Here is a 20,282-nt window from a genome sequence, read left to right as displayed (position 1 = left end):
TGCGGCTCCTTCCGTTCTTCGTTGCGCCCAACTTAACGCCATTATAATTTGACATCAAATGTTTTGAGCTGTAACTATCGCCTTAACGAATATAACGAGACTTGGGGGAACCTGCGCCTGGCGGCCATCCGGTCCAAAGGCGCATTGCGGGTTTCACAATGAAAAAATCCGACGGGCACCATGATCGCGCCAACGTTTTGTCCTGGCGGGATTCAAGATGTTCATCGCCAAAATTCGATAAGGGCTCATGACCGAAAAAATCGTTGTAAAAGACCTCTATAAAGTCTTTGGCGACCATCCTGATCAGGCCATGCAAATGATCAATGACGGTATCGACAAGGACGAAATTTTCGACAAGACCGGCCAGACCGTCGGTGTCTGTGGCGCCAATTTCACCGTCCATGAAGGTGAAATTTTTGTGGTGATGGGCCTGTCAGGATCGGGCAAATCCACCTTGGTGCGGCTTTTGAACCGTCTTATTGAACCGACATCGGGTCAGGTTTTGTATGATGGCGTCGATATTGCCGCCATGTCGGACGAAGAATTGCGCGCCCTGCGCCGCAGCGACATGGCCATGGTTTTCCAGTCATTTGCCCTGATGCCGCATCTGTCGGTCGTTGATAATGCTGCCTTTGGCCTTGAACTGGCCGGCGTTGACGAGGCAGAGCGTCATGAACGCGCCCTTGCCGCCCTTGATCAGGTTGGCCTTAAAGCCCATGCCAATTCCTATCCGGATGAACTTTCCGGCGGCATGCAGCAGCGCGTCGGCCTTGCCCGCGCACTGGCTAATGACCCGGCAGTCATGCTGATGGACGAAGCATTTTCCGCACTTGATCCGCTGATCCGGACAGAAATGCAGGACGAGCTGCTTACGCTTCAGCGTGAACACAAACGCACGATCATTTTCATTTCGCATGATCTTGACGAAGCCATGCGCATTGGCGACCGCATTGCCATTATGGAAGGCGGAATTGTGGTTCAGGTCGGCAGCCCGGAAGAAATCCTAAATAACCCGGCGAATGACTACGTCAAATCGTTCTTCCGCGGCGTTGATGTTTCCACCATTCTGAGCGCCAAAGACATTGCGTCAAAACGTCAGGTCACGGTTATCGAACGCGAAGGCGTTGGCCTTAAGACCGCCCTTAACCGTCTGCGTAATGAAGACCGCGAATATGGCTATATCGTCGGTGACAAGCTTGATTTCCATGGAATCATTTCTGTCGACAGCCTTGACGAAGCCATCAAATCAGGTGCGGACAAACTATCGGCAGCCTTCCTGCCAAATGTCGAACCGGTTTCCCATGACACACCGCTTTCCGATCTGATCGGGACGGTTGCGCATGCACCATGCGGTGTTCCCGTCATCGCAGAAGACGGCAAATACATGGGCGTGATCAAGAAAGCCAACCTGTTGGCAACCCTTGACCGAGAAGGAGACGGCACCAATGGCTGATACCAGTAATCCTTGGGGCCAGAGCACAGAGGCCGGCTCCGCTGACAGTGCGGGTTCATCCGCGGCAAGCACAACCAGCAACCCGTGGGGAAGCGCAAGCCCGGATGCCGCGGCAAGCGGCCCGGGCGGCAGCACCGGTGGCGATGCCGCAGCATCGTCTGACTGGCTGTCAAACGCGGCCCCTGCCCCGGAAAAGCATTTTGATATTTTCCACCCGTTCCAGGATGCGCTGATCCCGCTTGATGGCTGGGTCAATGACGGTCTTGAATGGATTGTCGAGAATTTCCGAAGCGTCTTCCAGGCCATTCGCTGGCCGATTGATGCGGTTCTCAGCGGTGTTGAAGCCGGCCTGCAAGCAACCCCGGCGATCCTTGTCATCATCATCATGGCGCTGATTGCCTGGCAGCTTGCCGGACGCCGTCTTGCCATCGGGACATTGGCATCGATGATTGCGGTTGGTCTGATCGGTGCATGGTCCGAAGCAATGGTGACGCTGTCGCTTGTCATCACATCGGTCTTTTTCTGTGTGGTGATTGGCCTTCCGACCGGTATCTGGCTGGCGCGTAACGAACGTGCATCCAATGCCGTGCGTCCAATCCTTGATGCCATGCAGACAACACCGGCCTTCGTTTATCTGGTGCCGATTGTCATGCTGTTTGGCATCGGCAACGTGCCGGGCGTGGTGGTTACCATCATCTTTGCCCTGCCGCCGCTGATCCGCCTGACCATTCTTGGCATTCGACAGGTCCCCGGTGATCTGGTCGAAGCTGCGCGCTCATTTGGTGCCAGCCCGAAACAGCTTCTGTTCCGGGTTCAGCTCCCGCTTGCGATGCCGACCATCATGGCTGGCGTTAACCAGACGCTGATGCTGGCGCTGTCGATGGTTGTGATTGCCTCGATGATTGCAGTTGGCGGTCTGGGTCAGATGGTCCTGCGTGGCATCGGCCGACTGGATATGGGTCTGGCAACGGTTGGCGGCATTGGCATCGTCCTTCTGGCGATTGTCCTTGACCGCATGACCCAGGCGCTGGGCCGCGACCAGCGATCCAAGGGAACCCGTCACTGGTATGAAAGCGGCCCTGCTGCTGTCGTACGGTCGATCCTTGGCAAGAAATAATACCGAACAACGAGATAGCTGACGGAACCAGGAGCGGTTCCGTCAGTTTGGAGAACAGGGACAGATAAACTGTCCGAGGCTCATTAAAACCAGGAGAAGCTCATGACGATCCTCAAAAAACTGACAACCGGCGCTGCGATTGCCGTTACCGGCTCCATGCTGATGACCGGTGCTGCATTTGCCGATCATCATATGCCGGGCAAAGGCGTCGAAGTTCAGCCGCTCAAAAGCTCGATCGCCGAAGAAACCTTCCAGACCCTTCTGGTCATGAAGGCACTTGAAGAACTGGGCTATGACGTCAAGCCGATCCAGGAAATCGAATATGCTGCCGGTCACGTTGCCATCGGCAACGGCGATGCAACTTTCTTGGCTGACCACTGGAACCCGCTTCATGCCGATTTCTACACGGCTGCTGGTGGTGACGAGAAAATCTATCGCAAGGGCGTATATTCGCCGGGCGCGCTTCAGGGCTACCTGATCGACAAGAAAACCGCCGACAAATACAACATCACCAATGTCAGCCAGCTTGCTGATCCGGAAATTGCCAAACTGTTCGACAATAATGGCGACGGCAAAGCCGACCTTTCGGGTTGTAACCCGGGCTGGGGCTGTGAAGGTGTGATCGAACATCACCTTGACGCATACGGCCTTCGTGACACCGTAACCCACAATCAGGGTTCCTATTCGGCCATCATCGCCGATACCATCACCCGTTACAAAGCCGGTGAGTCGATCCTGTATTACACCTGGACCCCGTACTGGGTTTCGGGCGTTCTGGTTCCGGGCAAAGATGTAACCTGGCTGCAGGTGCCGTTCTCGTCGCTTCCGGGTGAACGTAAAGATGCCGACACCTCCCTTCCGGATGGTTCGGACTTCGGTTTCCAGGTCAACAACCAGCAGATCATCGCCAACAAGGCATGGGCAGAAGCCAACCCGGCAGCAGCCAAGTTGTTTGAAGTCATGGAAGTTTCGGCCAACGACATTTCGGCTCAGAACCTGCGCATGCGCGATGGTGAAAAGTCCGCCGAAGACATCGGCCGTCATGCTGATGCCTGGATCAAGGCACATCGTGAAATCTTTGATGGCTGGCTTGAAGAAGCTCGCGCTGCTGCGAAGTAATTCCGGCAAGCCGTACCTTCAGGCATCCGCCTGATTTGAAAGACCAGACACCCCGCAGATCAAATTCTGCGGGGTGTTTTTTTTTGCGGACCAACCAAAAACTGTCAGGAGATGTCAGGCGTCGCTCGATTTACAGTCGCATGTAAAGATCGAACTTGTTAGGCTTTCAAACTCATTGATTTTTTGAGCAACACGGGCCTGCCGTCGCCATGTTTCCGGAACAATTGAATGTGCCTTTGGGCAAGTGGGTCAATCAGTTCGTTGATTGGCTGGTTATCAATTATGGCACAGCGTTCGAGGCCTTTGCCGACAGCTTGTTGACCATTCTGGTTGGGCTGGAACAGCTTCTGCGTGGTGCACCTTGGTGGCTGGTACTGATTGCGATTGCTGCCATCACCTGGCATGCCAGCAAGAACTGGAAGCTGGTTGCCGGCCTTGTGATCGCGATGTTTGTCATCGGCACGCTGGGCCTTTGGGACAAGGCGATGCAGACCCTTGCCCTGATGATTGTTGCGACCTCGCTTTCGGTCGTTATCGGGGTTCCGGTCGGCATCGCAATGGCAATGTCCAACCGGTTGCGGGCCATTATGCTGCCTGTCCTGGATACCATGCAGACCATGCCAAGCTTTGTGTATCTGATCCCGGCCCTGATGTTGTTCGGGCTGGGCAAGGTGCCGGCCATTCTGGCCACCGTGATCTATGCCGCACCACCGGTCATTCGTCTGACCGATCTTGGTATTCGTCTGGTCGATCCCGAAGTTCTTGAAGCATCACGTTCGTTCGGCGCCAGCCGCAAACAGATCCTGTTTGGTGTTCAGCTGCCGCTTGCCCTGCCCAACATCATGGCGGGCATCAACCAGACAACCATGATGTCCATTTCCATGGTCGTGATTGCGTCCATGATCGGCGCGCGCGGCCTTGGCGAACAGGTCCTGATGGGTATCCAGCGCCTTGATGTCGGCGCAGGCATGGAAGCAGGCATTGCGATTGTGCTTCTGGCGGTTGTCTTTGACCGGATCGGCCAGGCCTATGGCAAGCGATCCCAGCGCACATCAAGCGCGGAGGACGGGCAATGAGCTATATCGAAATACGCAATATTTTCAAAATATTCGGCCCCGATCCGGATGCCGCACTTGAACTGGCAAAGGCCGGTTCGGACAAGGAGGAAATCCTCGCAAAGACCGGCAACACGGTGGGACTTCATGATGTATCCCTGTCAATCGAACAGGGTGAAACATTTGTGGTCATGGGACTTTCGGGGTCCGGAAAATCGACATTGATCCGCCATCTTAATCGCCTGATTGATCCAACCGCAGGCCAGGTATCGTTTGGCGGCGAAGATATTCTGTCGATGGATATCCCGACCCTGAATGCATTTCGTCGCAAGCGGCTTGGCATGGTGTTTCAACGGTTCGGCTTACTCCCCCATCGCAATGTGATGGACAATGTCGCCTATGGGCTCGAAATCCAGGGCACTGATCGCAAAACCCGCGAAGCAGCCGCAAGCAAATGGATTGATCGCGTCGGGCTTGCCGGGTACGAAGCCAAATTCCCCGATCAGCTTTCAGGTGGCATGCAACAGCGTGTTGGCCTTGCCCGGGCACTCGCCACCGACCCGGAAGTCCTTTTGATGGACGAGGCCTTTTCCGCCCTTGACCCCCTGATCAGATCGGACATGCAGGACGAGTTGATGAAGCTTCAGGCGGAACTGCACAAGACAATTGTCTTCATCACCCATGACCTTGACGAGGCACTCAAAATCGGTGACCGGATTGCCATCCTCAAGGACGGGAAACTCATCCAGGTCGGCCGACCCGAAGAAATCGTTCTTAACCCGGCTGACGCCTATGTGCAGGCCTTTACCCGGGATGTGAACCGGGGCAAGGTCCTGCGTGCCAGAAGCATCATGGAACCGGTTAAACCGGCATCCGGCGCGGACGGGTTTTCAACCGCGCATGTGGTACGCTACGACACCCGGCTTGAGGATATCCTGCCTGTGGCACTTGGCTCAGATACCGCAATCACGGTAACGGGCCACGACAATCACCCCATCGGAACCATTGGCAAAAAACAGATTCTTGACGCCCTGTCGGTACAACGCAACGACTAGCCAAGACTTGAATTTCGCATTCTTCTACTTTAACTCGATAAGAAGGGGATTTGAACAGATTGAGCAAGCGTCGGGACTGTGCCGCAAAATAACGTAAACATAATTCACGTCCTGTGCGATCAGGACCACCGTCACTTGCTTCCGGAAAGCTTGATGGGGTTTGATCTGTGCCTGCTTGATCCGGCAAAGCCGATCCCGGCTGATATCATGTCGCTGATCATAGATGTCGATCTTCAGAACCCGGACATGATTGCCAGGCTTCGGGCCTTTCGCAAAGTATCGGAACGCGGCTCGGACCAGATTATTGCAATCGGCAAGGGCAACCTTCAAGACGAGTTGCAGGCCACAGCACTTGGCGCGCGCAAAACCATTCTCAAGCCGTTATCGGAAAAGTCGCTGGCGACTTATATCGAAGACCGTCGCACGACCTATGGCATGACGGGCAAGACCGCAACCGCGACCACGCAGCTGGCAGCAAAAGCCATCCAGAACAGCTTTGACAAGATCACCAGCAATCAGCCCGTCGATCTGAAACAGATCAACGAGGCCGGCCAGAATATCGCAACGGCCATTGCCGATCTGGGCATTTCGGAATGGCTAAGCACGGTGCGCGTCTATCACCAGTCAACTTTCCAGCACATCTTGCTGGTGACCGGCATTGCCTGTGCCTTTGCACAAAGTACGGGCATGAGCAAAACCGACGTCGCCAAGTTGACCGAGGCCGGGCTTCTGCACGATATTGGCAAGATCTGGATTTCGGACACGATCCTCGACAAGCCGGGGGAACTTACCCCCGAAGAGTTCGAGATCATCAAACGCCATCCTGTCGAAGGGTACAAGAAGCTGTCTGAACAGGGCAACCTTGACCCTGCCGTCCTTCATAGTGTCAGACACCATCACGAATATCTTGATGGCAGCGGCTATCCCGATGGGTTGACGGCGGACGCCATTCCCGATCTGACGCGTATTCTTACGATTTGCGATATCATGGGGGCGTTGCTTGAAGAACGTGCCTATAAGCCACGATTTAGTATCGAAAAATCACTCTCGATCCTGAAATCGATGGGCAAGGAAGGCAAGGTCGAACTGGCACTGGTGCTGGCACTCGAAACCGTGATGAAAAAGCACACCTCAATTCCCGACAATGTTGCCGATCTGATCAACCAAACCGGCTGACTTTGCCGGTTGCAGTGATCACGACGGGTTACCGTCCGTCAGAACACACCGCCGGAAATAGCGAATAACATCGCCGTCCTGCCCGTTTGTCGGCTTCTGATGGTGTGCGCGATACATGCGGCTGTCCAGAACCCCGGAATTGTCAGTGGCAATTATCAGCCACAAAAAACCGTCCACATCGGCACGCCCCCGATCCGTTGTTGAGGGCAAGAAACTGCCATTTGGATGCGAATGAAAGCAGCCCACCACCTCGTCACCGCTTTGACGGGCCAGACGATAGGTATCAATCAGGGTTTGCGGATCAATTTCAAAGGTCCTGAGCGGATCATCGGCAACATTGCGTGCTGCCACCACCCGACGGATCCGGTTTGGTGTCTGCTTTGCCGCAACAAGCAGCCCACAGCATTCTTCCGGCCATTGCATTGCAGCCAGATTGCACATTTCCTGATGCAGGTCAGCAGACAGAATGACAGCCGAATGATCGCCGGTGTCGCAGGCTTTCTGATTTGTCATGCTGCCGCTATCCTGTTTGCCCTGTCTGATCGCCTGCACGAATCCTATTGATCGTCAGCATTCAAAATAACACGACCAAGGACCTTTTTATCGGTCAGCGACACAATCACAAGACGCGCACCAAGTCCGTCCGGGCCTTCGATATGCAGGATTGCCTGTGTTCCCTGAACGGAATAAGCGACCAGCACTTCACCAGGTGCAACATCGATAGTGATGTCACCAAAATCCGGGATGACGGGTGCACCGGAAAATCCGGTCGCCACCTGCTGGCCGTTATCAAGGCCAGCGATCGGAACCGAAGGCGCCTGCCCCGTATCGGTGCTATCTGCGTCCTTGGCATTTTTATCAAGCGACAGCCCATAGGCAACAAGCCCGATGCCGATCACGATCAGCACCCCCATGAACACAACCAAGGCCTTAACTACACGCATCTTGTTTCCAACCAACCCATCTGTTTGACATCAGCATGGCCGGTCAACTGCCCCGATCACGCAAAACACATCCCAAGGCCATAGCTGCAAGCACCGACAATTGCAAGATCACAACATAAACGGGCCGCGCCCTTTGTCGTGCCCTGTGTATTGGATCGCTCCTTTTGATGGTTTCCGTATTCCCGCGCGTAAACGAACCGGCCTCATCCCCGGTGCCATGACGGCATTTCATTGCAATCGGGCATAAAACAGCTACAAGCTGCCAGCACAAAGCATAACCTGTTACACTGCATATCGAAATCAGACTGCAAGACATTGATGACCAGTAGCGACCAGATGCCAGAACAACTCCGCTATATTGCAACGGCCCAGGACGAAGGTGCGCGCCTTGACAAGGTGCTGGCTGTGGCCTGGCCGGATCAATCCCGATCCCGCATCAAGGCATTGATCGAAGATGGTCATCTGCGCATGAATGGTGACGTCGCGCGCAAGATGTCGGCCAAGGTCAAGCAGGATGACGTGTTTGAACTTGTCATTCCGCCGGCCGAACCGGCCGAGCCGATTGCCGAAAACATCAAACTTGATGTCCTGTATGAAGATGATGACCTTCTGGTAATCAACAAACCCGCGGGGATGGTTGTCCATCCGGCAGCCGGAAATGAAAGCGGCACGCTGGTCAATGCGCTTCTGGCCCATTGCGGCGATAGTCTTTCGGGGATTGGCGGGGTCAAGCGACCCGGCATCGTCCACCGACTGGACAAGGATACCAGCGGTGCGATGGTTGTTGCCAAAAACGATACGGCCCACCGTGCCCTTTCGACCCTGTTTTCCGAGGATAAGGAAAATATCGATCGGGCGTACCTTGCGGTTGTGTGGGGGGTTCCGCGTCCGCTTGCCGGTGATATCGAAGGCAATATCGGCAGAAGTCCGCGCAACCGCAAGAAAATGACGGTTCTTAGAACCGGCGGAAAATATGCACTAACCCACTACAAAACACTTCAGTCCAGAGACGACTCGTTAGCATCTCTGGTTGAATGCCGTCTTGCGACCGGCCGAACCCACCAAATTCGGGTGCATATGACCCATATCGGCCACTCACTTGTGTGTGATCCAGTTTACGGCAGGAATAAAAATTCACAGAAGTGCAACTTGGAGACGCAAGAACTTCTGAACGCATTCAACAAACAGGCTCTACACGCCAGAACTCTGGGATTTATTCACCCTCGCACCGGGGAATATATATCGACAACAGCACCCCTTCCCGACGACTTGAACGCATTGATTGAGAGCCTGAACCTATCCCAAGGGATAGTATAGATTAAACTTTATGGTCAAAAAATAATTGACGACATCTAATACCCTCGTATAAGGTTTAGTCAGTGCTAGGGGATAACAGCACTTGATCGAAGCATAACGGGAGGCTTCAATGAAACAGGGAAATGCTCTGCCAGTAATCTCTCAGGATGGTCTGACTGTATATTTGCAGCGTATCCGACGTTACCCGATGCTTACCCCCGAACAGGAAACGACGTACGCATGCAATTTCCGCGACAGCGATTGTGACAAGTCGGCGGAAAAACTGATTACAAGCCATCTGCGACTGGTTGCCAAGATTGCCATGAGCTATCGCGGCTATGGTCTGCCTTTGAATGAATTGATATCCGAAGGCAACGTGGGCCTGCTGCAATCTGTCAAACGTTTTGACCCTGACAAGGGTTTCCGGCTTGCAACCTACGCCATGTGGTGGATCCGCGCAGCCATTCAGGAATACATCCTGCATTCCTGGTCGCTTGTGAAAATGGGCACCACGGCCGCGCAGAAGAAATTGTTCTTTAATCTTCGCAAACTCAAAAGCCAGATGCAGGCGATTGATGAAGGGGATCTGTTACCAGAACAGGTCGAACTCATCGCGACCAAGCTGAATGTTTCCGAAGATGACGTGATTATGATGAACCGTCGCCTTGCCGGTCCTGATCATTCGCTCAATGCACCTGTCCGTGTTGACGGCGATGGTGAATGGGTCGACTGGATCGAAAGCGACGACGAAGACCAGGAAACCCTTTACGGCAAACGTGAAGAATTCCTGCAACGGATGAATATGCTTAAAAGTGCCATGTCGCATCTTAACGATCGCGAGCGTGACATTCTGACCCAGCGTCGCCTGCTTGAAAGTCCGGTTACTCTGGAAAACCTCAGTGTCGCCTATGGTATTTCACGCGAACGCATCCGGCAGATCGAAGTCCGGGCCTTTGAAAAAGTCCGCAAATCGATCCACAGCGATCTGCCACACTAAGGGTGTTTACCAGCCCTCTTCCCCCTTGCAACGAACTACGGCGGACAAATTGTCCGCCGTTTTTTATGTCATCGATGATGTAAATCGGATCAAAACATCATGGCATGATCAGTTCCCGGACCGGTCGACTTCCTTGATCAGACTGTCGCCCCAGGTTTTGATCAGGGCACGCTGCTTTTTGCGAAGCTCCCCTACCCGGCGCTGGGCAGAAAGATTAAGCACATTGGCAACGATCGGGGGCATCGCAAGATACAGCAACCAGCCAAGGCCCGCCGCCCCGTACATGATTGATAATGCCAGTGGCTGAAAGATCTGCTGGGTCGCACCGCCCACTGTTTGCGACGGCACTTGCCACAGTTCAAGGATATAGGGTGCGACACCGGAAAAATTCAGACCAAACACACAGCGCGCCATGGTCCGACCCGGGCTGCGATCAAAAATGAACGCAACCAGCGACGGCAACAAGCCGACCACCAATGTCACAAAGGTCGGCAGGGCGACCATGAATAGCAGCACAGCAGATGCAACCACGGACAAACCGGAAAATGCGCTGCGGCCGCCCTTTTTGGTGCTTTTACCTTTTGCCATGTCGATCCCTTAAAAGATATGCATCAAGAACAGTGCCGATACCGTCAGCAGCGCGATCATGGTTGATGCGAATGCTGCGGCCTGCTGACCGACTTTTTCCGCAAGCTCCAATCGTGCCGGCCCCGAAGATTCAAGGTCGAAAACCTCGCTTTCGGCTTCGGAATATTCAGCCACGGCCTCGACAAATTCGGATTGATCCTTGCGGCGTTCCTGTTCATCATTGATCAGGTTGTAAAGCTCCACCAGATTGCCGCGCTTTGCCAGTTTCGGGATTTCGGTTTCAACCCGTTCCCGACGCGCCTTGCTGTGGAATACCTTGATGGCCGGTTCCATAAGCCGCGCCACCCAGTGCGACAGATTTTGCAAATTGTCCGGTCCGTGACGCCATTGCACAATCGCCAGCATACTGATGATGGCGCGGCTGTATTCGACCTCGTCAGACGGGTTTTGCATGGCCATCAACTGGCCTTCGATATCATCTTCAAGACGGGTGGCGATGAAAGCAGCAATATGGCGATCCACCGGCCAGCTGTCTTCAGACGCACTTTCCGCTGCCTTTTCGAGCGCCGGAAGAAGTTGCGAAATTTCAACAACATATTCCTGTTCGATCATCGGGCTCAGGCAATGCTGGTTACGCACAAGCGCGTAAAGACAACGCTCATAGCCATAACCTGCACTTTGTTGCTGAACGTAATAGCGCAGGTTTTTATATACCTGCTGAAGCTTTTGAATTTCCGGGCTGAAGCCTTCCTGGCGGCCAAACCAGTAAGCCGGGATATCGCGGACGATCACATCGGCAAATCTCTGTGGGCCACGTCCATGCTGCACGTCATAGGACAACATATATCCAAGACCATCGACCATGGCCGAAAAGCCCTTGAACCGGACTGGTCCCTGATGATCCATGATCAGGATAGCACGCGCGACCAGAACATCCTCGGCCGCACGTTTGTCCGCGCCTGCCCATTGCAACTGCCGCATGGCATCTGCAAGGGCCTTGGCCCGATCATTGTCGCCAAGACCGCGCCGCAGCCAAATCTCGATCGTGCCGTCGCGCAATGGCGCAAGTGCACTGACCCAGTTCTTTGCCATTCCTTGGGCAAGGGAACGCACCGTATAGTAATCACGCCCCGACAGGTTCTGGGATCGTGCGGCGCGTTTTTCGCTATTGGCCTGCACCGGCTTGGTCCGGCGACCGTCCAGCCATGCATTCAGTTCGGCAAAGCCCCAGCGTTCTTCGGGATCATCACAAAGCAATCCGCGAACTGGCTCGATCAGAACCAGTGGCAATCTTTCCTGTGATGCAATTGCCTGAAACGATCCCTTTGCCAGTTTGAGATCCATGATCTCCTGATCGCCCAGTTTGCTGAGCGGTCGGTGACCGATCCCGAGTTCCGCCAATGTCATGCCCAGGGCATACAGATCGTCCATGATGGTACCCGATCCGCGACCTGCGGCATCGGCGCTCATTCTGGCGGTTGTTTCATAGACAAGCGGCTGGGCATAGCCCGGCGGTGTCGCAGCACAATCCCCCAGAACGACTTTCTGGCGCAACGGGTCGGCATAAAACAGGTTGCCAGCACGAATATTGCGATGTGCCAGATTTTTTTCGCCAAAAGACTGCAACACACCCATAAGCGGTTCGATGACCACTGTGCCGATTTCGTGTTCGTCGATGGTCGCCTTTTTGCTTTCACCAGTGACGACACGACCGCCAGCGGGCTTTTCATAGAACAACACCATGGTGTTGCGCCCGAATGGCGGCCAATAGGCAATCTCGCTGTCAAGCAGGTCAATCTGACCTGCCATATGCATACCGGTCAGAAAGTTGATATGTTCCTGACGGGTTGGCAAGGCCGGATCGGCAACAACCGCAAACGCACTGCCTTCATCGCGGCGCAAATTATCAGCGGAATAGGCCTTGCACGGGCCCATATCAAATTCCGGCATACGCAGATCAAGAAAAACCCGGAAATTGCCGATTTCGATGCTTTTGCCGCCGGTTGAAAACTCGACATTTTCCGGACCGGCTTCGGGATTGGCATCATCGGGTTCTTCGGGCGCAGGCGCACCGCCGCCCGGCGCATCCATCACTGGTTCTCGCGCAGCACCGCTCGAAACTTCCTGTTCCTGGTCTTCTGCTTGCTCTGCCATGATCCCGATATTTCTTTACGAGTTATCGTTATTTGATGACGCGCATGATCTGATGAACCGTCATCCTGACGCGACATCCAGTACGCTACCGTCAAAAGGTTGATAAAACGATACTTCTGATACGCCACACGAGCAAGCTGTTATAAGACCGGCACACCGGGTCTGCATGCGACAACACATTCAGACAAAACGAAAAAAGCCACCAGTCGGAACTGGTGGCTTTTGCTGTGCGATGCACAAACCCTGTATCAGGCGCTGAACGGGTCGTGAACCAGAATGGTGTCATCACGTTCCGGGCTGGTTGACAGCAATGCCACCGGCGCTTCGATCAGTTCTTCGATGCGGCGAACATATTTGATGGCTGCTGCCGGAAGATCGGCCCAGCTGCGCGCACCCATGGTCGTTTCAGACCAGCCCTCGATGGTTTCATAAACCGGCTTTGCCTTGGCCTGAAGACGCTGGTTGGCCGGAAGATGATCATAGATCTTTCCGTCAATGTCATAGCCGGTGCAGATCTTGATTTCATCAAAACCGTCAAGCACGTCAAGCTTGGTCAGAGCGATACCGGTGATGCCGTTGACTTTGACCGACTGGCGCACCAGGGCGGCATCAAACCAGCCACAACGGCGTTTACGACCGGTCACAACGCCAAATTCACGGCCACGTTCGCCAAGACGTTCGCCATCGGCGTCAAACAGTTCGGACGGGAACGGACCTTCGCCGACACGGGTGGTATAGGCCTTGGTGATACCAAGAACATAACCAACACCGGACGGGCCCATGCCGGAACCGGCAGCGGCCTGACCAGATACCGTATTTGACGAGGTCACGAACGGATAAGTACCGTGATCAATGTCAAGCATCGTGCCCTGGGCACCTTCAAACAGAATGCGCTTGCCAGCTTCCTTGAACTGGTTCAGCGATTTCCAGACGGTGTCAGAGAACGGCAGGATTTTCGGCGCGATTTCCTTAAGCTGGGCAAGAAGCTCTGCCCCGTCGACTTCCGGCTGACCAAGACCACGCAGAAGCGCATTATGGTGGGTCAGAAGGTTTTCAACCTTTGCCTCAAGCAGATCAACATCAGCCAGATCACCAACGCGGATCGCACGACGACCAACACGGTCTTCATAAGCCGGGCCGATACCGCGACCGGTGGTGCCGATCTTGTTGTCACCCGATGCCGCTGCTTCGCGTGCACGATCCAGATTGCCATGCAGCGGCAGGATCAGGCAGGCGTTTTCCGCCAGACGCAGGTTTTCCGGGGTGATATCCACGCCCTGCTCTTTCAGGCGGCCGATTTCGGCAAGCAACGCCCAAGGATCAACAACAACGCCGTTGCCGATTACAGACAGCTTGTTCTGGCGAACAATGCCGGACGGCAGCAGGCTGAGTTTATAGGTCACGCCATCGATCACCAAAGTATGACCGGCGTTATGACCACCCTGGAAACGCACAACGACATCGGCCCGTTCGGACAGCCAGTCGACGATCTTGCCTTTACCTTCGTCCCCCCACTGGGAACCGATCACGGCAACATTGGTCATCGCAAAACTCCTTGCGCGATAAAAAGTTCGTTCAGTTAGGGTCCAGACCCTAAGCGTTCAGCGGCACGACCTGGCCGCCAAGATAAATGTAATCACAGCCCATGCGGCGCGCTTCGACGCGCGCACCGTCTTCTGTTTTGGCCTCGGCGGCACCTTCAAGGGCAGCAACCGTGTAATGGCCTTCGGCACGCAATTTGCGGGCTTCTCGCTGCGGGGTGCCAAGCGGAAGGTAAACCCGTTCCACCGGTTTCGCATCCGGAAGTCCACGCAAAATACTATCCATATAAAGCGACATGCCGGTCGCTGCTTCACCCGATGCGCCACCGGCCCGGTAACGGCCGCCACGCCCGATCTCACCACGGACATTGCGGGCAAACAGGGTAAAGCTGACACCGGTCTGATAACGGAAACCGGCCATTTCAACCGGATCAATGGTCAGGGCTGCATCAAGATCGGATGCCAGAATGCGTTCCGCAACATCGATCAGACGATAAAGCTCCTCGGATGCGCCCAACGGCAGTTCGAGCTTTTTAAGCTTTGGCAACGCCGTTGTCGCCGGACCGGCCGCCTCAAGCAAGGCAACAAGCACATCGGTAACCTTGCCATCCATCACGCGAAGGGCCGCAACATCGCGGCGTTCAAGCGCCTCGGTCAGGGCTTCGCGATCATCACGCGACACACCGAATGCATCAAACAGGCGTACGGGCAATGTCGGCAGGTTCAGGTCAACCGAGACATCGGCAAGACCAATGGTTTCAAGTGCTTCAAGCGCCAGCAGAACAATCTCGGTATCGGCTGCGGCACTCGAAACGCCAATAAGTTCCGCACCAACCTGTGCGAACTGACGTTCCGGGCGCAGGTGCGATCCCTTGATCCGCAACACATCCCCGGAATAGGACAAACGCAACGGCCGCGGCGCATCGCCAAGACGGGTGGCGGCAATACGACCGACCTGCGGGGTCATGTCAGAACGCAGCCCCATCATGCGGCGCGATTCAGGATCCATAAGACGGAAGGTCTGGGTTGCCAGTTCCGGTGCTGCCCCTTCGAGCAGGCTTTCTTCAAACTCGACCAGCGGCGTTTTCACACGGTCATAGCCTGCATGTGCCAGACTGGCCATCAGCTTTTCGCGGATTTCGGCTTCCCGCGCAGCGGTTCCCGGCAGGACATCCTGCAGGCCGGCGGGCAAAAGTGCTTTCCTGGCGAGTTCGGTCATTTTGTGTGCTTTCCCGGACGAGGCGCGCAAATTCAATCAGGCTCGATAATGCCCCAAGGATTACTCAAGGCTCACTATCCGGTAGCGGTTACTACCGCGTTGTGCCGGACAGGGCAACGGGGAAAACCCCAAAAACGCAAATAATACGTACGAAATGTTTCTCAGGCAGCGGAAAATTCGGCTTTTACCACCGCATAAGCCCAATCAAGCCACGGCAAAAGTGCTTTGGTATCGCTTGGTTCCACGGTCGCACCACCCCAAATTCGCAGGCCAGCCGGCGCGTCGCGATAGCCATTGATATCAAGGGCGACATTTTCCGCTTCAAGCAGCTGGGAAATCTTTTTCGGAAGTGCTGCCTGCTGATCTGCGGGCAATGCCAGTGCCCAGGGATCGACAATCTTGATGCACATCGATGTGTTTGATGCGGTTGCCGGGTCTTCGGCAAGATCGGCAGCCCAGTCACTGGTCGCAAGCCAGGCGTCAAGATAGGCGCGGTTTTCGCGGGTACGCGCCAACAGACCATCAAGGCCACCAATGTCTTCTGCCCATTTCAGGGCGTCGATCGCATCTTCGACAACCAGCATCGACGGAGTATTGATCGTTTCACCGCGGAAAATGCCATCAATCAGCTTGCCACCCTTGGTCATGCGGAAGATTTTGGGCATCGGCCATGCCGGCGTATGGCTTTCAAGGCGCGCAACGGCCCGCGGGCTCAGGATGATCACACCATGACCGCCCTCGCCGCCCAGAACCTTCTGCCAGCTATAGGTCACGACATCGAGCTTGTCCCACGGCAATTCCATGGCAAAAATCGCCGATGTTGCATCACAAATGGTCAGGCCCTTGCGGTCATCGGCGATCCAGTCCCCATTTGGAACACGCACACCGGCGGTCGTGCCATTCCAGGTAAAGACAACATCACGATCAAAATCGACAGAACCAAGATCGGGCAGCTTGCCATAATCGGCATCAAGGGTGCGGACATCATCAAGTTTAAGCTGCTTGACCACATCCGTGACCCAGGTCGCGCCGAAACTTTCCCACGCCAGCATATCGACACCACGCGCGCCCAAAAGCGACCAAAGCGCCATCTCGACCGCACCGGTATCGGATGCCGGAACAACGCCCAACAGATAGTCATCAGGCAGGTTCAGAACGGCGCGCGAACGGTCAATGACTTCTTCAAGACGCTGTTTGCCCAGTTTGGAGCGATGGGAACGACCAAGAATTTCCGTTTCAAGTGCAGATGCAGACCAGCCCGGACGCTTTTTGCACGGACCCGACGAAAAGTTCGGGCTTGCAGGGCGAAGTGCGGGCTTTGCGAAAGCGGTATTCTCGGCAGTCTGGGTCATCGGCATATTCCTGAGCAGCGGGAACGATCCGGCCGGATCATTCCCGATCAAATTAGGGGGCTGATCCTATTGACACAAAGGCAAAAGTCAAACGCCTTCGACACAGACAAGCCAGCCAATTTTGCATGGCTGGCCATTATCTGAAAATCATCATGGGCTGATTGCCCGTACGGGATCAAAACCCGATCAAAACGGGATGTCGTAATACCACGGCGCAAACAGGCTGAATGCAATCCACAACAACACAATCAACGGCGTTCCGGCCTTAAGGAAATCGATAAACCGGTAATGCCCCGGCCCCATGACAAGCAGGTTGGTTTGATAGCCAACGGGCGACGCAAACGAACAGTTCGCGGCCATCACCACCGCAATTGCAAAGACATGCGGTGGCACGCCAAGTTGCTGGGCCATACCGATTCCAATCGGCGTAAACAGAACCGCACAGGCATTGTTCGACAATACATTGGTAAAGGCCGCAACAATCAGGAAGAACAATGACAGGATGACCGGTGCCGGGGCCCCGCGTGTCACCGTCAACAACTGATCGGCAACGAATTCCGCCCCACCAGTCAATTGCAACGCATTGCCCAACGCCAATGCTGCTGCAACCAGCAGCACGATCTTGCGATCAATCGCGCGCGATGCCTGCCGCAAATTGAGCGCCCCGGATGCAATCATAAGCCCCGCACCAATGAAGCTTGAAACCATGATCGGAACAATGCCGGTCGCGGCAAGCGCAATCACACCAAGGAAAATGGTTGCTGCGCGGCGAGCATGGAACGGACGCGGCAAGGTGCGCGTCGACCATTCCAGCAACACCACATCACGAATGGTACGAAGTGCCTCGACATCTTCGGAACGCCCCTGCACCAGCAAGACGTCCCCGGCCTCAAGGCGGATTTCCGTCATTTGGGTACGGATCATGCGCGAACGGCGCTGAATGCCCAGAACAAGACATTTGTACTGATAGCGGAAACCGATCTGTTCAAGGTTAAACCCGATCAGACGCGAACCGGGCGGCAACATCACTTCGGCCAGAAGCTGGGTCGATTTCTGTGGCGTTTCCTCGCCATCGCCACTGACGGCAGCAGCATCGGCATGCAGAAGCCCCGGGTCCTTCTGAAGGGCCTCAGTCAGGGCCTTTCGGGTCGCAGCGACGACCAGAACATCGCCCGCCTGAATTTCCATATCACTTTCAAATGGCGGCAATTCGGCATGTTCGCGACGCACGATCATTTGAATGGTGATGTTGGGCAGGTTTTTGAAGAAGCCTGCAACCGGACGGGTTCCGATCATTTGCGATGCCGGGCCGACCGTGATCTGGGCAATGAACTGTTTGCCGCTGCTGTCCGGATTGGCAAGCTTGCTGCGCATCGATGCCAGGGCCGGCAAAAGGCGCGGCGCAATGAACAGAACATAGATAAAACCGGTAATCGCCAAGACACTGCCAACCGTCGTGAATTCAAAGAATTCCAGCCCCGGCATGCCCAGTTCGATCAGGGAGCTGGAAACCAGAAGGTTGGTTGACGAACCGATCAGGGTGGTCATCCCGCCCAGAATGGCGGCATAGGAAAGCGGGATCATAAGCGCACTTGGCGAACGTTCAATCCGCTCTGCCAGGGCCTGAATGATCGGGATAAAGATAACAACAACCGGCGTATTGTTCAGGAATGCCGACATCAGCATAACCACGAACAGGCCGATAAAAATCGCAACGGCTGCGTTCTTGCCGCCATGTTCGGTGATCAGGCCGGCGATATAACTGACACCACCGGTAAGTACCATCCCCTGCCCGACAACAAGCAGGGACAGAACCGTCAATAATGCCGGGTTGGCAAAGCCGGACATAATCGTGTCCGCACCCAGCAGGTTTTCACCATTGCCGTCAAGCAACGGGAAGAATTCGAAAAACAGCAACAGGGTCGCAATCAGCGCCATGCTGGTCAGTTCAAGCGAAATGCGCTCAAGCCCGTACAGGACAAGCGACCCGGCAACAAGTGCCAGGACCACCCACATCTGCATTGGCGTCGCAGAACTGGCGACAACACTTTCGATCACGATAAATCTACCCCTGTAAAACCAGCACCCTTTGCGGTTTCAGGCACGGAATTTTATCCCTGCGCCATGCCCGCATTCATCGTATTTTGCCTTTACTTAGACGAAAGCCCTATGGGCCGGTCAATAAAAAAACTGCGTCGCGGCGGTTCAATGCGGATTAATCGGTACGAACCGTCCAATGAAAAACGGCCGTTTTCCATATGGTTTTCGCAAACAAAAAGCGGACAACAATCCTGTTGCCCGCCCCGTGCCTTGAAACTGAATGCCGCATTTTACGCCGGCACAACAATTTCACCCTTAAGATACAGGACGGCCTCGCCCTTCAGCTCGACCCGGTCGCCCGCAACCTTGCATGCAACAACCCCGCCGCGTGCCGATGCCTGATATCCGACGACATCAGCCTGGCCAAGCTTGTCCGACCAATAAGGGGCCACCACACAATGCATATAGCCCGTCACCGGGTCCTCATTGATCCCGATCGCCGGCACGAAAAAGCGTGAAATCATATCAAGCCCGGTCTTGTCCCCCGGTGCCGTCACGATCACCCCGCGTCCGGTCAGGCGGCCAAGCACCGACATATCGGGCGCCATGTCCCGCACGATTTTTGCATTGTCATAGACGGCAACAATGTCGGTATCACGGCTGGCAACGACATAAGATTCAACCGGTTTGGCACCGCCAAGTGCCGTCAGAACTTCTTGCGGAATTTCATTGGCCTTGATCGGTTGTTTGGGAAAGTCGAGGACGATGGCATCATGATCGCGCCGGGCCGTCAAAATACCGCTTTTGCTTTGCAGTTTGAGCAAATCCGACTTGAAACCAAGATGGTTGAAAATCACAAACGCGCTGGCAAGGGTTGCATGCCCGCAAAGCGGCACCTCCACCGCCGGGGTAAACCAGCGGATGTGAAAATCGGCTTCATCCTTGTCATCACACGGAACAAAGAATGCGGTTTCCGACAGATTGTTTTCCATGGCGATTTTCTGCAAAACATCATCGGCAAGCCAACCCGACAAGGGAACAACCGCCGCCGGGTTGCCGGCAAACAGCATGTCGGTAAAGGCATCAATCTGATAGATCGGCAAAGTCTGGGTGGTCATATCTTGGTATCCTGAAGACGGAAAGTTCTGCTTTTTTCATGCTATCCGAACCTAGAGA

General features: G+C 54.9%; 17 protein-coding genes. 8 read left to right on the top strand and 9 right to left on the bottom strand.

The genetic code is table 11. The annotated features are described in order from the left end of the window. Positions 1–247: 247 nt before the first annotated feature. From proV to WA429_RS11425, 6 genes are all read left to right on the top strand, one after another. On the top strand, positions 248–1,453 hold the full coding sequence (gene proV / locus WA429_RS11450) for a glycine betaine/L-proline ABC transporter ATP-binding protein ProV (RefSeq protein ID WP_287465186.1): 1,206 nt from the start codon (positions 248–250) through the stop codon (positions 1,451–1,453). Further along, positions 1,446–2,570 carry a glycine betaine/L-proline ABC transporter permease ProW gene (gene proW / locus WA429_RS11445; protein ID WP_287465188.1) on the top strand — a complete coding sequence of 375 codons (1,125 nt, stop codon included), beginning with the start codon at positions 1,446–1,448 and terminating at the stop codon, positions 2,568–2,570. Before proV ends, proW begins: the two co-directional genes overlap by 8 nt. 102 nt (positions 2,571–2,672) lie before the next feature. Beyond that, positions 2,673–3,689, top strand: a complete 1,017-nt coding sequence (gene proX / locus WA429_RS11440; RefSeq protein WP_068519348.1) for a glycine betaine/L-proline ABC transporter substrate-binding protein ProX — start codon at positions 2,673–2,675, stop codon at positions 3,687–3,689. A 230-nt stretch (positions 3,690–3,919) separates the two neighbouring features. Beyond that, complete coding sequence (locus tag WA429_RS11435; RefSeq protein ID WP_443082680.1) at positions 3,920–4,765, top strand: ABC transporter permease; 846 nt, start codon at positions 3,920–3,922, stop codon at positions 4,763–4,765. Beyond that, a complete protein-coding gene (locus tag WA429_RS11430) occupies positions 4,762–5,799 on the top strand; it encodes a quaternary amine ABC transporter ATP-binding protein (protein WP_287465189.1) in 1,038 nt (345 codons plus the stop codon). The genes WA429_RS11435 and WA429_RS11430 overlap by 4 nt, the downstream gene beginning before the upstream one ends. A gap of 153 nt (positions 5,800–5,952) precedes the next feature. Continuing rightward, a complete protein-coding gene (locus tag WA429_RS11425) occupies positions 5,953–6,975 on the top strand; it encodes an HD-GYP domain-containing protein (protein WP_336107361.1) in 1,023 nt (340 codons plus the stop codon). An 18-nt stretch (positions 6,976–6,993) separates the two neighbouring features. Here the strand turns inward: WA429_RS11425 and WA429_RS11420 are convergent, their stop codons facing one another. Next, positions 6,994–7,488, bottom strand: coding sequence for a M67 family metallopeptidase (locus WA429_RS11420; protein ID WP_287466141.1), 495 nt, complete (start codon positions 7,486–7,488; stop codon positions 6,994–6,996). Between the two features lie 44 nt (positions 7,489–7,532). Beyond that, positions 7,533–7,919, bottom strand: a complete 387-nt coding sequence (locus WA429_RS11415) for a hypothetical protein (RefSeq protein ID WP_287466140.1) — start codon at positions 7,917–7,919, stop codon at positions 7,533–7,535. Between the two features lie 318 nt (positions 7,920–8,237). Between WA429_RS11415 and WA429_RS11410 the strand changes: the two genes are divergently transcribed. Further along, a complete protein-coding gene (locus WA429_RS11410) occupies positions 8,238–9,236 on the top strand; it encodes an RluA family pseudouridine synthase (protein ID WP_287466138.1) in 999 nt (332 codons plus the stop codon). A 109-nt stretch (positions 9,237–9,345) separates the two neighbouring features. After that, positions 9,346–10,212 carry an RNA polymerase sigma factor RpoH gene (gene rpoH / locus WA429_RS11405; protein WP_287466136.1) on the top strand — a complete coding sequence of 289 codons (867 nt, stop codon included), beginning with the start codon at positions 9,346–9,348 and terminating at the stop codon, positions 10,210–10,212. A gap of 108 nt (positions 10,213–10,320) precedes the next feature. Here rpoH and WA429_RS11400 read toward each other — a convergent pair whose 3' ends face one another. The 7 genes from WA429_RS11400 to WA429_RS11370 form a co-directional block, all read right to left on the bottom strand. Further along, positions 10,321–10,800, bottom strand: a complete 480-nt coding sequence (locus WA429_RS11400; RefSeq protein ID WP_101246082.1) for a hypothetical protein — start codon at positions 10,798–10,800, stop codon at positions 10,321–10,323. Positions 10,801–10,809: 9 nt separating this feature from the next. Continuing rightward, complete coding sequence (locus WA429_RS11395) at positions 10,810–12,954, bottom strand: protein kinase family protein (protein ID WP_206927491.1); 2,145 nt, start codon at positions 12,952–12,954, stop codon at positions 10,810–10,812. Between the two features lie 248 nt (positions 12,955–13,202). After that, the gene (locus WA429_RS11390; RefSeq protein ID WP_068519339.1) at positions 13,203–14,498 is read right to left on the bottom strand and encodes an adenylosuccinate synthase; all 1,296 of its coding nucleotides are present in this window, start codon (positions 14,496–14,498) and stop codon (positions 13,203–13,205) included. A gap of 49 nt (positions 14,499–14,547) precedes the next feature. After that, on the bottom strand, positions 14,548–15,714 hold the full coding sequence (locus tag WA429_RS11385) for an ATP phosphoribosyltransferase regulatory subunit (RefSeq protein ID WP_068519338.1): 1,167 nt from the start codon (positions 15,712–15,714) through the stop codon (positions 14,548–14,550). A 161-nt stretch (positions 15,715–15,875) separates the two neighbouring features. Next, the gene (locus tag WA429_RS11380; protein ID WP_287466134.1) at positions 15,876–17,066 is read right to left on the bottom strand and encodes a phosphoserine transaminase; all 1,191 of its coding nucleotides are present in this window, start codon (positions 17,064–17,066) and stop codon (positions 15,876–15,878) included. A gap of 186 nt (positions 17,067–17,252) precedes the next feature. Then, on the bottom strand, positions 17,253–19,124 hold the full coding sequence (locus WA429_RS11375; protein ID WP_287466132.1) for an SLC13 family permease: 1,872 nt from the start codon (positions 19,122–19,124) through the stop codon (positions 17,253–17,255). A gap of 272 nt (positions 19,125–19,396) precedes the next feature. Then, entirely contained in the window at positions 19,397–20,224 is an 828-nt protein-coding gene (locus WA429_RS11370; RefSeq protein ID WP_287466131.1) for a PhzF family phenazine biosynthesis protein, read from the bottom strand. Positions 20,225–20,282: the final 58 nt, after the last annotated feature.

The organism is Thalassospira sp. CH_XMU1420-2 (assembly GCF_037029325.1).
In the GTDB taxonomy this organism is placed as follows: domain Bacteria; phylum Pseudomonadota; class Alphaproteobacteria; order Rhodospirillales; family Thalassospiraceae; genus Thalassospira; species Thalassospira povalilytica.
Note: the sequence above shows the minus strand (reverse complement) of the source record. Positions and strands in the feature narration are given on the sequence as shown.

Excerpts from the sequence above, each read along its gene's own strand:
- proV (WP_287465186.1), top strand. The coding sequence starts at position 248 with ATGACCGAAAAAATCGTTGTAAAAGACCTCTATAAAGTCTTTGGCGAC.
- proW (WP_287465188.1), top strand. The coding sequence starts at position 1,446 with ATGGCTGATACCAGTAATCCTTGGGGCCAGAGCACAGAGGCCGGCTCC.
- proX (WP_068519348.1), top strand. The coding sequence starts at position 2,673 with ATGACGATCCTCAAAAAACTGACAACCGGCGCTGCGATTGCCGTTACC.
- WA429_RS11430 (WP_287465189.1), top strand. The coding sequence starts at position 4,762 with ATGAGCTATATCGAAATACGCAATATTTTCAAAATATTCGGCCCCGAT.
- WA429_RS11425 (WP_336107361.1), top strand. The coding sequence starts at position 5,953 with ATGGGGTTTGATCTGTGCCTGCTTGATCCGGCAAAGCCGATCCCGGCT.
- WA429_RS11420 (WP_287466141.1), bottom strand. The coding sequence starts at position 7,488 with ATGACAAATCAGAAAGCCTGCGACACCGGCGATCATTCGGCTGTCATT.
- WA429_RS11415 (WP_287466140.1), bottom strand. The coding sequence starts at position 7,919 with ATGCGTGTAGTTAAGGCCTTGGTTGTGTTCATGGGGGTGCTGATCGTG.
- WA429_RS11410 (WP_287466138.1), top strand. The coding sequence starts at position 8,238 with ATGACCAGTAGCGACCAGATGCCAGAACAACTCCGCTATATTGCAACG.
- rpoH (WP_287466136.1), top strand. The coding sequence starts at position 9,346 with ATGAAACAGGGAAATGCTCTGCCAGTAATCTCTCAGGATGGTCTGACT.
- WA429_RS11400 (WP_101246082.1), bottom strand. The coding sequence starts at position 10,800 with ATGGCAAAAGGTAAAAGCACCAAAAAGGGCGGCCGCAGCGCATTTTCC.
- WA429_RS11395 (WP_206927491.1), bottom strand. The coding sequence starts at position 12,954 with ATGGCAGAGCAAGCAGAAGACCAGGAACAGGAAGTTTCGAGCGGTGCT.
- WA429_RS11390 (WP_068519339.1), bottom strand. The coding sequence starts at position 14,498 with ATGACCAATGTTGCCGTGATCGGTTCCCAGTGGGGGGACGAAGGTAAA.
- WA429_RS11385 (WP_068519338.1), bottom strand. The coding sequence starts at position 15,714 with ATGACCGAACTCGCCAGGAAAGCACTTTTGCCCGCCGGCCTGCAGGAT.
- WA429_RS11380 (WP_287466134.1), bottom strand. The coding sequence starts at position 17,066 with ATGACCCAGACTGCCGAGAATACCGCTTTCGCAAAGCCCGCACTTCGC.
- WA429_RS11370 (WP_287466131.1), bottom strand. The coding sequence starts at position 20,224 with ATGACCACCCAGACTTTGCCGATCTATCAGATTGATGCCTTTACCGAC.